We start from the raw sequence: 12,247 nt of genomic DNA on the forward strand, positions 1-12,247 counted from the left end.
GGCTGCCACACAGCCCGGTCGCCGCCTCCGTTTTGGGCATGCCCGTAACAACCCCTATCGTTCGGCAGGGGTTTTTACTTATAATCAGAGGCTTTGTGAAAAAGTCTTGTCTGGTCTGCGGCCTTAGAGAATTCAATGAAAAACTACGCCGCCGACACAGACGCTGACAGGGAACTTGAGGGCGAGGATTCCGACTTCAAGCCCCTGACCTCCGAGGAGGCTCGGGAGTGGCGCACGCGAAACCCGCAGATGTCTGTGTGGCGTTTCGTGGTGGTCCAGGCGGCGGTGGGCGTGCTGGTGGCACTGGTCGCATGGCTGGTGACGGGGCGCGCCGAGGTCGGATGGTCGGCTGCCTACGGTGCCTTGTCGGTGGTGTTGCCGGCAGCGCTGTTTGCGCGTGCCGTCGTACGAAAGAGGCCGGGCGGCGCTGCAGCCGCCATGGTGGGAATTTTTGGCTGGGAACTGGTGAAGCTGGTGCTGTGCATTGCCATGCTGGCGGCTGCACCCAAGCTGGTCCCGGGGCTGAGTTGGCTGGCGCTGCTGGCGGGCTTGGTAGTCGTCATGAAAACGTATTGGGTCGCGCTGATAGTGCGATCCAGTGTCCGAAAAACCGATTGATATTTGAAGAGAAGTTGACCGATGGCCGCAGACGCGCACGCACCTACTGCAAGTGAATACATCGTTCACCACCTGCAGCACCTCCAGAACATCAAGCAAAAGTCGATCATCGACTTTTCGGTCATCAACCTGGACTCGATCGTCGTCAGCGCCACGCTGGGCGTGCTGAGCCTGTTCGTGCTGTGGCTTGCCGCGCGCAAGGCCACATCGGGCGTTCCGGGGCGCTTCCAGGCGGCTGTAGAGTTGCTGGTCGAGATGGTGGACAACCAGGCCAAGGCCAACATCCACAACGCGCAAAGCCGCAAGTTCATCGCTCCCCTTGCACTGACCGTGTTCGTGTGGATCTTCATGATGAACGCCATGGATATGCTGCCGGTGGACCTGCTGCCGGTGCTGTGGCAGGGCTTCCAGGGTGACTCGCACGCCTACCTGCGCGTCGTTCCCACGGCTGACCTCTCGACCACGCTGGGCCTGTCCTCGGCCGTGCTGATCCTGTGCTTCTTCTACAGCATCAAGATCAAGGGCATGGGCGGCTGGGCCCACGAACTGGTGACTGCCCCGTTCGGCACCAGCAAGAATCCCGTGTTTGCACTGATCCTGGGTGTCGTGAACCTGGCCATGCAAATCATTGAATATGTCGCCAAGACGGTTTCGCATGGCATGCGACTGTTCGGCAACATGTACGCTGGTGAGTTGGTGTTCTGTCTGATCGCTCTGATGGGCGGTGCGGCTGCCATGTCGCTTTCCGGTGTGTTGCTCCCCTTGGGGCACATCATTGCAGGCTCTATCTGGGCGATCTTCCACATTCTGATCATCACCCTGCAGGCCTTCATTTTCATGATGCTGACGCTGATCTATCTCGGCCAGGCGCATGAAGCCCACTGACCATTTCCTTTCCCTCTCAACCTTTCTCTTTCTTTAATCTCAGGAGTCATCATGGAAAACATTCTCGGTCTCGTCGCTCTGGCTTGTGGTCTGATCGTTGGTCTGGGCGCTATCGGCGCTTCGATCGGTATCGCCCTGATGGGTGGCAAGTTCCTGGAATCGTCGGCACGTCAGCCTGAGCTGATCAACGAACTGCAAACCAAGATGTTCATCTTGGCCGGTCTGATCGACGCTGCCTTCCTGATCGGTGTGGCCATCGCTCTGCTGTTCGCTTTCGCCAACCCCTTCGTCCTGGCCTAAGCTCCGATCAACGCCCTAGATAGAAAGGTGTTGCCGTGAGTATCAACGCGACCCTGTTCGTCCAGGCCATCGTTTTCCTGATCCTGGTGCTGTTCACGATGAAGTTCGTGTGGCCCCCGATCGCGAAGGCGCTGGATGAACGAGCTCTGAAAATCGCCGATGGCCTCGCTGCTGCCGACAAGGCCAAGACCGACCTGGCCGCTGCCAACAAGCGCGTCGAGCAGGAACTGGCCCAGACGCGCAACGAAACGGCATCGCGGCTTGCGGACGCCGAACGCCGTGCCCAGGCCATCATCGAAGAAGCCAAGGCCCGTGCCTCCGAAGAAGGCAACAAGATTGTTGCTGCTGCCCGCGCCGAGGCCGAGCAGCAGACAATCCAGGCCCGTGAAGCCCTGCGCGAGCAAGTGGCTGCGCTGGCCGTCAAGGGCGCCGAGCAGATCCTGCGCAAGGAAGTGGATGCCGGCGTCCATGCCGACCTGCTGAACCGCCTGAAGACCGAGCTGTAAGGAAGAGCAAACATGGCAGAACTCGCCACCATTGCCCGTCCTTACGCAGATGCCCTGTTCAAGGCCAGCACCCAGCAGGGTGCTGACCTGTCCGGCACTGTTGCCTGGGCGGAGGAATTGGCGGCGATTGCCGCCAATCCGCAATTGCGCCAGCTGGCCGACGACCCCAAGGTGACCGACGAACAACTGTTCGACGTCATCAGCGGCGTGGCCGGCTCGGCATTGCCCGATGCCGCACGCAACTTTCTGCGCGTCATCATTGAAAACGGCCGACTGCAAGCCCTGCCAGAAGTGGCGGCCCAGTTTCGCAGCCTCGTGAACCGCGCCGGTGGCTCGTCCGACGCCGTGGTTCAAAGCGCATTCCCCATAGATGCTGCCGCACTGGCCGCACTCGGGACTTCGCTGGAGAAGCGTTTCGGCCGAAAGCTGAACCTGTCGGTGCAGCAAGATCAGTCCCTGATCGGTGGCATCCGCGTCGTGGTGGGTGATGAAGTTCTTGACACCTCCGTCAAGGCCCGCCTGGAACAAATGAAAGCGGCCCTCATTGCGTAACAACGCGACTGAGGTCTCGGCTAACCAAAGCTAAAGAAGGAAAGAGTCATGCAACTCAATCCCGCAGAAATTTCTGAACTGATCAAGAGCCGCATCGAGGGTCTGGCTGGCAGCAGCGACATCCGTAACGAAGGCACCGTGGTTTCGGTGACCGACGGTATCGTGCGCGTGCACGGCCTGTCGGACGTGATGCAAGGCGAAATGCTGGAATTCCCCGCAGGCAAGGACGGCCAGCCCTCCTTCGGCCTGGCGCTGAACCTCGAGCGCGACTCCGTCGGCGCCGTGATTCTGGGCGAGTACGAGCACATCTCCGAAGGCGACACCGTCAAGTGCACGGGCCGCATTCTGGAAGTGCCCGTCGGCCCCGAACTCATCGGCCGCGTGGTCAACGCCCTGGGTCAGCCCATCGACGGCAAGGGCCCGATCAACGCCAAGATGACGGACGTGATCGAGAAGGTCGCTCCTGGCGTGATCGCACGCCAGTCCGTGGACCAGCCCCTGCAGACCGGCATCAAGTCCATCGACTCGATGGTGCCCGTCGGCCGTGGCCAGCGCGAACTGATCATCGGCGACCGCCAGACCGGCAAGACCGCCGTGGCCATCGACGCCATCATCAACCAGAAGGGTCAGGGCGTTACCTGCATCTACGTTGCGATCGGCCAGAAGGCTTCCTCGATCAAGAACGTGGTGCGTGCCCTGGAGCAGGCCGGCGCGATGGAATACACCATCGTTGTGGCTGCCACCGCTTCCGAATCCGCTGCCATGCAGTACGTGTCGGCCTACTCGGGCTGCACGATGGGCGAGTACTTCCGCGACCGCGGCGAAGACGCGCTGATCGTCTATGACGATCTGTCCAAGCAGGCCGTGGCCTACCGCCAGGTTTCGCTGCTGCTGCGCCGTCCCCCGGGCCGCGAAGCCTTCCCCGGCGACGTGTTCTATCTCCACAGCCGTCTGCTCGAGCGCGCAGCCCGCGTGAATGCCGACTATGTCGAAGCCTTCACCAAGGGCGAAGTCAAGGGCAAGACGGGTTCGCTGACGGCTCTGCCCATCATCGAAACCCAGGCGGGTGACGTGTCGGCCTTCGTGCCCACCAACGTGATCTCGATCACGGACGGCCAGATCTTCCTGGAAACCAGCCTGTTCAACGCCGGTATCCGCCCCGCCATCAACGCCGGTATCTCGGTGTCGCGCGTCGGTGGTGCTGCACAGACCAAGCTGGTCAAGGGCCAGTCCGGCGGTATCCGTACCGACCTGGCGCAATACCGTGAGCTGGCTGCCTTCGCGCAGTTTGCCTCCGACCTGGACGAAGCCACCCGCAAGCAGCTCGACCGCGGTGCCCGCGTGACCGAACTGCTCAAGCAGGCCCAGTACAGCCCCCTGTCCACCGCCCTGATGGGCGCTTCGCTGTTCGCAGTGAACAAGGGCTACATGGACGACATCCAGGTCAAGCAAGTGCTGGCTTTCGAGTCTGGTCTGCACCAGTTCCTGAAGACCAGCCACGGCGCCCTGATCGACAAGCTGAACGCTTCCAAGGCCATGGACAAGGATTCCGAAGCCGAATTGAACGCCGCCATCGTTGCGTTCAAGAAGTCGTTCGCTTAAACCGGACGAGGAGCCATCATGGCAGCAGGTAAGGAAATTCGCGGCAAGATCAAATCGGTGGAAAACACCAAGAAGATCACCAAAGCCATGGAAATGGTGGCCGCATCCAAGATGCGCAAGGCGCAGGAACGGATGCTGGCTGCACGCCCGTACAGCGAAAAGATCCGCAACATTGCAGTCCATCTTGGCCAAGCCAACCCCGAGTACGTGCACCCGTTCATGCAAGTGAACGGTGATGCCAAGACTGCCGGCGTCATCGTTGTGACGACGGACAAGGGGTTGTGCGGCGGCATGAACACCAACGTGTTGCGTGCTGTCACGGCCAAGCTGCGGGAGCTGCAGGATCAAGGCGTGTCGGCAGAAGCGGTGGCCATTGGCAACAAGGGTCTGGGCTTTCTGAACCGTGTCGGCGCCAAGGTGGTTTCGCACGCGACGGGTCTGGGCGATACGCCCCATCTGGAAAAGCTGATCGGCCCTGTGAAGGTGCTGCTCGATGCGTACGCAGCGGGCAAGCTGAGCGCGGTGTACCTGAGCTACACCAAGTTCATCAACACCATGAAGCAGGAATCGGTGGTGGAGCAGTTGCTGCCCCTGTCGTCCGAGAGCATGCAGGCCGAGAAGACGTCTGGCCATAGCTGGGACTACATCTACGAACCCGATGCGCAGTCCGTGATCGACGAGCTGCTCGTGCGTTACGCAGAGTCCCTGGTCTACCAAGCGGTTGCAGAAAACATGGCGTCCGAGCAATCGGCGCGCATGGTGGCCATGAAGGCCGCGACCGACAACGCCGGCAACGTCATCAGCGAGTTGAAGCTCGTCTACAACAAGACGCGTCAGGCAGCCATCACGACCGAACTGTCGGAAATCGTGGCTGGCGCCGCTGCGGTGTAAACGGCTTTAACAGACAAACTAATTGGAGCAAAAAATGGCTCAAGTGCAAGGCAAGATTGTTCAATGTATTGGCGCTGTGGTGGACGTCGAGTTCCCCCGCAACGCAATGCCCAAGGTGTTCGATGCCCTGAAGCTCGACGGCTCGGCCCTGACGCTGGAAGTGCAGCAACTGCTGGGTGACGGCGTTGTGCGTACCATCGCCCTGGGCTCGTCCGACGGTCTGCGTCGTGGCCTGATGGTGTCCAACACCGGCAACCCCATCACCGTGCCCGTGGGCAAGGCGACGCTGGGTCGCATCATGGACGTGCTGGGCAACCCCATCGACGAACGCGGTCCCGTGGATCAGGCCCTGACGGCCCCCATCCACCGCAAGGCACCGGCTTATGACGAGCTGTCGCCTTCGCAGGAACTGCTGGAAACCGGCATCAAGGTGATCGACCTGATCTCTCCCTTCGCCAAGGGCGGCAAGGTGGGTCTGTTCGGTGGCGCCGGCGTGGGCAAGACCGTGAACATGATGGAACTCATCAACAACATCGCCAAGGGCCACGGTGGTCTGTCGGTGTTTGCCGGTGTGGGTGAACGTACCCGTGAAGGCAATGACTTCTATCACGAAATGTCGGACGCCGGCGTGGTCAACCAGGAGTCGCTGAACGACTCCAAGGTCGCCATGGTCTACGGCCAGATGAACGAACCCCCGGGCAACCGTCTGCGCGTGGCGCTGACCGGCCTGACCATGGCCGAAGCCTTCCGTGACGAAGGCAAGGACGTGCTGTTCTTCGTGGACAACATCTACCGCTACACGCTGGCCGGTACCGAAGTGTCCGCTCTGCTGGGCCGCATGCCTTCCGCCGTGGGCTACCAGCCCACGCTGGCCGAGGAAATGGGCCGCCTGCAAGAGCGCATCACCTCGACCAAGGTCGGTTCGATCACTTCCATCCAGGCCGTTTACGTGCCTGCCGATGACTTGACCGACCCCTCGCCTGCCACGACGTTCGCCCACTTGGACTCCACCGTGGTGCTGTCGCGTGACATCGCTTCGCTGGGTATCTACCCCGCTGTCGACCCGCTGGACTCCACCAGCCGCCAGCTGGACCCCCAGGTCGTGGGTGAAGAGCACTACAAGGTGGCCCGCGAAGTGCAGGGCACGCTGCAGCGCTACAAGGAACTGCGCGACATCATCGCCATTCTGGGCATGGACGAGCTGGCTCCCGAAGACAAGCTGACCGTGGCCCGCGCCCGCAAGATCCAGCGTTTCCTGTCGCAGCCTTTCCACGTGGCCGAAGTGTTCACTGGCGCTCCCGGCAAGTACGTGTCGCTGGCTGAAACCATCCGTGGTTTCAAGATGATCTGCGCCGGCGAGTGCGATCACCTGCCCGAGCAGGCCTTCTACATGGTTGGCACCATCGACGAAGCCTTCGAGAAGGCCAAGAAGCTGGCGGCTTGAGCCTGCGGCACCCCCTGAGCGACTGCGTCGCTTCCCCCTCTCTACCCGCTTTGCGGGGGAGGGGCACGACACCCTCGCCGAGGGGCGGCCCTTGCTCGGTGTCCCCGATCTGGGCCCTGCCGGTTCCAAGTTCCAGTCCTACCTTTTCTGAGGAGCAAAGATGAACACCATCCACGTTGATGTGGTCAGTGCCGAAGAGTCCATCTTCTCCGGTGAAGCGCGCTTTGTCGCCCTGCCCGGTGAATCCGGCGAACTGGGCATTTTTCCCCGCCACACTCCGCTGATCACGCGCATCAAGCCCGGCTCGGTGCGTATCGAGATGGCTGACGGCAGCGAAGAGTTCGTCTTCGTGGCCGGCGGCATCCTGGAAGTGCAGCCCAACTGCGTGACCGTGCTGTCCGACACCGCTATCCGCGGTGCCGACCTGGACGCCGAGAAGGCCGAGAAGGCCAAGCTCGAAGCCGAGGAAGCGCTGAAGAACGCCAAGAGCGAAGTCGATCTGGCGCGTGCCCAGTCCGAGCTGGCCGTCATGGCCGCCCAGATCGCGGCCCTGCGCAAGTTCCGCCAAAAGCGCTGAGCCCTCCCGGGACCAGTCGCAAGAAAGCCGCCCTCGGGCGGCTTTTTTCATGGTGCGCAGGCGTCTCAGTCGCCGCAGCGGGCCTGGTAGACGTAGGTCACGGCGTTGTCCTTGGGGTCGACCGTGCGCGACTTGTGCGTCACGGCCTTGGCTGGCACGGGGCACAGCGCGCGGATCTGCTGCTCGCATCGCTTGGGGTCGTCCTCGCGCAGCTTGCAGCTGAGCACATAGTCGTACTCTTGCGAGTCATCGAGGACGGGGCTAGCGCAGGCGCTCAGGGCCAGCACGGCGGCCAGCAGGCCCAGGCGGGCCAGGGTGTTCTTCATGGTGTGGATGCTCCTTGATGAAATGGCGTGACGCTATCACAGCCTCCGTGCCCGCGATAGCTCGATGAAGGGGGGCGCTCGGCCTGAGGGCCGGTTTGCCTCAGTGCCGCTGTATCACGACGGTATCGGGAAGATTGTCGCCACCTTCGTGCACAGGCTGCAACGGGTCACGCGGGAAGTTGGTTTCCAGCAGCAGGCTCACGCGCTCCAGGGCTGCTGTCATGCCCATGGCATAGTGGCCGCCCTGGAAAGCGGCCTGCATGTCACTGATCAGCGTCTGCCACTGCTGGGCAGGCAGGGTGCGCGCCAGGGCGCGGTCGGCGACGATCTCGATGGCGTGGTCGGCCAGCAGCAGATAGATCAGGGCGCCGTTGTTGTGCTCGGTATCCCAGACGCGCAGCTTGCCGAACAGCGTGATGGCGCGCTCGCGCGGCGTGGCATCGCGCCAGATGTAGCTGGGCGGCAGGCCGGGCTCGACGCAGATACGGATCTGTCCTGTATGGCGCTGCTCGCTCATGGTGATCAGGCGCTCCAGCTCCGCCAGGGTCTCGGGTGGGAGTGCACGCCGCAGCTGCCCTTCGGCCCAATGGTGGCGCAGCAGCCGGACCAGACGCTGAACAAAGCCTGTGATTGCAGCCGCCATCTCACCAACTCCCCGAGGCGCCGCCGCCCCCAAAACTGCCGCCTCCCCCGGAGCTGAAGCCTCCGCCGCCACTGCTTCGTCCGCCGCCTCCGCCAAAACCACCGCCGTAGCCACCCCCTCCGCCCCATCCACCGCCACCCCTGCCGGAGCGGCCGCTGCCCAGCAAGGTGAACAGCAGAGCGACGATGCCTGCTCCGCCAGCCACCAGCAGACTGGCGGTCACCACATAGGCGGCAATGCCGGCGCCTGTGCCTGCCAGCACCGAGGCCAGGGGCCGGCCCAGCATCGAGCGCAGGATGGGACCCGCGATGACCACACCGAAAAAGAAGAACAGCATCAGGTCTTCCATGTCGAAGCCACGGTCCGGGCTTTTGGAAGAAGGGGCATTGGGGGAGGGGGCCGGCAGCTGCTCGCCCGCAATGCGTGCCGCCACCTGGTCCAGCGCAGCGGCAATGCCGCCTGCATAGTCGCCCTGGCGAAAGCGCGGGGTCATCTGCTGGTCGATGATGCGAGCGGCCGCCAGGTCGGGGATGGCGCCTTCCAGCGCGCGGGCCACTTCCAGCCGCATGCGCCTGTCGTTCTTGGCAATCACCATCAACAGCCCGTCGCCCACGTCGCGGCGGCCTATCTTCCAGTCGCTGGCCACGCGCCAGGCATAGGCGGCGATGTCCTCCGGCGCCGTGGTGGCCACCATCAGCACAACGACCTGCGAGCCCGACTTCTGTTCAATGCTGCGCAGCCTGTCTTCAATGGCCCGTGCCTCGTCGGGCGACAGCGTGCCCGTCTGGTCGATGAGCCGGGCCGTCAGCGGGGGGACGGGTTGCGGAGCCTGCGCCAGCGCGCTGCCTGGCAGCAACAACGCTGCCAGGAGCAGGGCGCAAAGCATGCGCCAGAGCGGCGCCAGGGATGTGGTCACGGTTTACTTGTTGCCGAAGTCCACCGTGGGCGGGCGAGAGATTTCGGCCTCGTTCTGCACGCTGAAGGTGGGCTTGGGCTCATAGCTGAAGACCTTGGCCGTCAGATTGGTCGGAAAGCTGCGCGCCAGCACGTTGTAGGACTGCACGGCCTGGATGTACTGGTTGCGCGCCACGGTGATGCGGTTCTCCGTGCCCTCCAGCGTGACGCGCAGGTCACGGAAGCCCTGATTGGCCTGCAACTGGGGGTAGCGCTCGGCCACCACCATCAGCCGGGACAGCGCACTGGACAGCTCACCCTGCGCCTGCTGGAACTTGTTGAAAGCCTCGGGGTTGTTGACCAGCTCGGGCGTGGCCTGGATGGAGGTGGCCTTGGCGCGTGCCTCCACCACCTTGGTCAGGGTCTCCTGCTCGAAATTGGCCTCGCCCTTGACCGAGGCCACGATGTTGGGCACCAGGTCGGCACGGCGCTGGTACTGGTTGAGCACCTCGCTCCAGGCCGACTTGGTCTGTTCGTCAAGGCGCTGGAAATCGTTGTAGCCGCAGCCGGTCAGTACCAGAACGGTGGCAAGTGTGGCGATTAGACGTTTCATGAGATGACAACCTGAAAGCGACAATGGAAGACAGTATCGTGCACGATGCTGCGCATCGCTGGCGATTGTGCTGCGCACCTGGCCCGCCGCCCTGTAGGGCAAAGGCCATTCGCAGCGACTGGGACAAGGACTGCAAACGGGCTCTATGCATCAATTCAACGCGGCGCGCTGGCTGCCCGGTGGCCACGCACAGACCATCTGGCCGGCGCTGTTCGCGCACCGTCGGCCGGCCGGCCATGCGGCACCCCGGTGGCGGTGGGAGCGCTGGGATACCCCGGATGGCGACTTCATCGATGTCGCCTTCGGCAGTGCTCCCACCCTGCCTGCCGATGCGCCATGGCTGGTGCTTTTCCATGGCCTTGAAGGCTCGGCGAACAGCCACTATGCCCAGGCCATGGCCTGTGTGGCCGAACAGCGCGGCTGGCACATGGCCGTGCCGCACTTTCGCGGCTGCAGCGGCGAGGTCAACCGGGCGCCGCGCGCCTATCACTCGGGCGATGTGCAGGAGGTGGACTGGATACTGCGCCGCCTGCGCGAGCGGTCTTCTCGCCCGCTGCATGCGGTTGGTGTCTCCCTGGGCGGCAATGCGCTGGCACGCTGGGCGGGCGTGCAGGCGGACAAGGCTGCCGAGGTGGTGCAGGCCCTGGCGGCGGTGAGTGCGCCGCTGGACCTGGCCGCCGGGGGAACGGCGCTGGGGAAAGGGCTGAACCGCTGGATCTACACGCGCATGTTCCTGCGCACCCTGGTGCCCAAGGCGCTGCTCAAGTGGGCGCAGTTTCCCGGTCTCTTCGATCGTGATGCCGTGCTGCGTGCACGTGATCTGAGAGAGTTTGACGATGCGTTCACGGCGCCGGTCCACGGCTTTCGTGATGCGCAGGATTATTGGCATCGGGCGGCGGCCAAACCGCTGCTGGGCAGCATTGCCGTGCCTGCACTGCTGCTCAATGCGCTGGACGATCCCTTTGTCCCTTCGTACAGCCTGCCGGCGCCAGGCGAAGTCGGCCCGCGGGTTACGCTGTGGCATCCGCCGCACGGCGGTCATGTGGGTTTTGCACAGGGGCGTTGGCCGGGACATGTACTGGCCATGCCGCAGGCCGTCACGCAGTGGCTGGCGCACAGTGAAAAAGGATGAATGCAATGGACGATATCGTGAAGCAGGCCATGGCCAAATGGCCCCATGTGCCTGCCTGCAGCGGCTGGCTGGGGCTGGACGAGCGCGGGCGCTGGTATCTGCGCGATGAACAGGCCCAGGCCAGCGGCGCTTTCGACAGCGGAATCCCGGGAGCCAAGGGCGCGGAGGTGCGCAACGAAAAGCTGGCGGACTTCATCGCCCGCAACTACCTGGCCGAGCCCGATGGTCGATGGTTCTTCCAGAACGGTCCCCAGCGCGTGTATGTGGAGCTGGAGAATGCTCCCTGGATATGGCGGTTGCGCTGGGATGGCGAGGGCCTGCAGATGCACAGCCATACAGGAGCCGAACTGGATGCCGGGGCCATCACCGAAGCGCTGATGGACGAGACGGGGCGCCTGTACCTGGCGACGCCTTCCGGCCTGGGCCTGGTCCATACGCAGGACATGATCGATGCCGCGGCTGCGCTGGAGGCGGGCGCGTTGCCGGCCTGTGAAGAGGTGCGGGCCGAGGCGTTGCCGCAGCGCTACGGTTTCGTGCGCAGTCCTGCGCGGGCATGAAAAAACCGGCCGAAGCCGGTTGGTTCCAGAAGTCCCGCGTGTTGCTCAATTGGCGGGGGCTGCTGCGCCTTCTGCCGCGGCGCCTTCTGCGGCAGGGGCCTTGGGTTCTTCGAACTTGCCGCCCGCTGCGTTGGCCATGTAGACCACGCCGCGTGCAATTTCGGTGTCGTTGAAGTCGCCGCCACCCTGAGGGGCCATGGCGCCCTTGCCCTTGAGTGCCGAGTGCACCAGGCCTTCCAGTCCCTGTGCTAGGCGAGGGCCCCAGGCCGCAGCATCCTCGAACTTGGGTGCTCCTGCAGCGCCCGTGGCGTGGCAAGCGGCGCACTGGCCCTTGTAGACCTCTTCGCCCGCGCGCAGGGGGCGGTTGGCATCACGGATCTCCACAAGGCCGATCTTCTGCAGGCGCTGAGCCTTGGCCATTTCGGTCTGGGAAGCGCCGGCACCGGACTTGTCGGCCGAACTCACGTACTGCACGAGGCCGATGATCACGAACACCGGAACCACGAACGAGAAAAACACCGCTATCAGCAGTTGCCTGGGATTCTTGATCGGGCCCGTATGGGCTTCTTCGGTGTGGGTTGCGCTCATGAAGTCCTCTTGTGTTGTGGGGGCGTGAGTCAACAACAAATTATATCGACGGCCCTCTTGCAGACACTGCGCGCAGACCCGGGTTGACCTGGGACGCACATATGCCATGAGATGGATCA

15 protein-coding genes and 1 pseudogene are annotated in these 12,247 nt (G+C 63.3%); 11 read left to right on the forward strand and 5 right to left on the reverse strand.

The features are described 5' to 3' along the window. The first annotated feature begins 135 nt into the window (after positions 1–135). The 9 genes from ACN20X_RS02170 (at position 136) to ACN20X_RS02210 (ending at position 7,375) form a co-directional block, all read left to right on the forward strand. Positions 136–618 carry an ATP synthase subunit I gene (locus ACN20X_RS02170; RefSeq protein WP_338499501.1) on the forward strand — a complete coding sequence of 161 codons (483 nt, stop codon included), beginning with the start codon at positions 136–138 and terminating at the stop codon, positions 616–618. A 21-nt stretch (positions 619–639) separates the two neighbouring features. After that, positions 640–1,503, forward strand: a complete 864-nt coding sequence (gene atpB / locus ACN20X_RS02175) for a F0F1 ATP synthase subunit A (RefSeq protein ID WP_016448497.1) — start codon at positions 640–642, stop codon at positions 1,501–1,503. Between the two features lie 51 nt (positions 1,504–1,554). Then, complete coding sequence (gene atpE, locus ACN20X_RS02180; protein ID WP_011803767.1) at positions 1,555–1,803, forward strand: F0F1 ATP synthase subunit C; 249 nt, start codon at positions 1,555–1,557, stop codon at positions 1,801–1,803. 35 nt (positions 1,804–1,838) lie between these two features. Beyond that, positions 1,839–2,309, forward strand: coding sequence for a F0F1 ATP synthase subunit B (locus tag ACN20X_RS02185; RefSeq protein WP_016448496.1), 471 nt, complete (start codon positions 1,839–1,841; stop codon positions 2,307–2,309). Positions 2,310–2,321: 12 nt separating this feature from the next. Continuing rightward, positions 2,322–2,861, forward strand: coding sequence for a F0F1 ATP synthase subunit delta (locus ACN20X_RS02190; protein WP_012202354.1), 540 nt, complete (start codon positions 2,322–2,324; stop codon positions 2,859–2,861). Positions 2,862–2,909: 48 nt separating this feature from the next. Continuing rightward, positions 2,910–4,463, forward strand: coding sequence for a F0F1 ATP synthase subunit alpha (gene atpA / locus ACN20X_RS02195; protein WP_016448495.1), 1,554 nt, complete (start codon positions 2,910–2,912; stop codon positions 4,461–4,463). An 18-nt stretch (positions 4,464–4,481) separates the two neighbouring features. After that, the gene (atpG, locus tag ACN20X_RS02200) at positions 4,482–5,354 is read left to right on the forward strand and encodes a F0F1 ATP synthase subunit gamma (protein ID WP_012202356.1); all 873 of its coding nucleotides are present in this window, start codon (positions 4,482–4,484) and stop codon (positions 5,352–5,354) included. Between the two features lie 34 nt (positions 5,355–5,388). Then, positions 5,389–6,798: a F0F1 ATP synthase subunit beta gene (gene atpD, locus ACN20X_RS02205; RefSeq protein WP_012202357.1), complete on the forward strand. Its 1,410-nt coding sequence runs from the start codon at positions 5,389–5,391 to the stop codon at positions 6,796–6,798. Between the two features lie 160 nt (positions 6,799–6,958). Next, the gene (locus ACN20X_RS02210) at positions 6,959–7,375 is read left to right on the forward strand and encodes a F0F1 ATP synthase subunit epsilon (protein WP_012202358.1); all 417 of its coding nucleotides are present in this window, start codon (positions 6,959–6,961) and stop codon (positions 7,373–7,375) included. A 65-nt stretch (positions 7,376–7,440) separates the two neighbouring features. On the opposite strand, the gene ACN20X_RS02215 is transcribed toward ACN20X_RS02210, so the two are convergent. From ACN20X_RS02215 to ACN20X_RS02230, 4 genes are all read right to left on the reverse strand, one after another. Further along, on the reverse strand, positions 7,441–7,701 hold the full coding sequence (locus ACN20X_RS02215) for a hypothetical protein (protein ID WP_016448494.1): 261 nt from the start codon (positions 7,699–7,701) through the stop codon (positions 7,441–7,443). Between the two features lie 100 nt (positions 7,702–7,801). After that, complete coding sequence (locus ACN20X_RS02220) at positions 7,802–8,344, reverse strand: TPM domain-containing protein (protein WP_016448493.1); 543 nt, start codon at positions 8,342–8,344, stop codon at positions 7,802–7,804. Position 8,345: 1 nt separating this feature from the next. Further along, entirely contained in the window at positions 8,346–9,230 is an 885-nt protein-coding gene (locus tag ACN20X_RS02225) for a TPM domain-containing protein (RefSeq protein WP_046238027.1), read from the reverse strand. A 33-nt stretch (positions 9,231–9,263) separates the two neighbouring features. Next, complete coding sequence (locus ACN20X_RS02230; RefSeq protein ID WP_016448491.1) at positions 9,264–9,851, reverse strand: LemA family protein; 588 nt, start codon at positions 9,849–9,851, stop codon at positions 9,264–9,266. Positions 9,852–9,996: 145 nt separating this feature from the next. Between ACN20X_RS02230 and ACN20X_RS02235 the strand changes: the two genes are divergently transcribed. Continuing rightward, positions 9,997–10,983, forward strand: a complete 987-nt coding sequence (locus tag ACN20X_RS02235; RefSeq protein ID WP_046987758.1) for a YheT family hydrolase — start codon at positions 9,997–9,999, stop codon at positions 10,981–10,983. 5 nt (positions 10,984–10,988) lie between these two features. Beyond that, positions 10,989–11,540: a DUF2946 family protein gene (locus ACN20X_RS02240; protein ID WP_016448489.1), complete on the forward strand. Its 552-nt coding sequence runs from the start codon at positions 10,989–10,991 to the stop codon at positions 11,538–11,540. Positions 11,541–11,597: 57 nt separating this feature from the next. Here the strand turns inward: ACN20X_RS02240 and ACN20X_RS02245 are convergent. After that, positions 11,598–12,128 (reverse strand): annotated as a pseudogene (locus ACN20X_RS02245) (c-type cytochrome); the annotation flags it as partial. Positions 12,129–12,247 lie beyond the last annotated feature (119 nt).

Source organism: Delftia sp. PX-1, assembly GCF_055797465.1.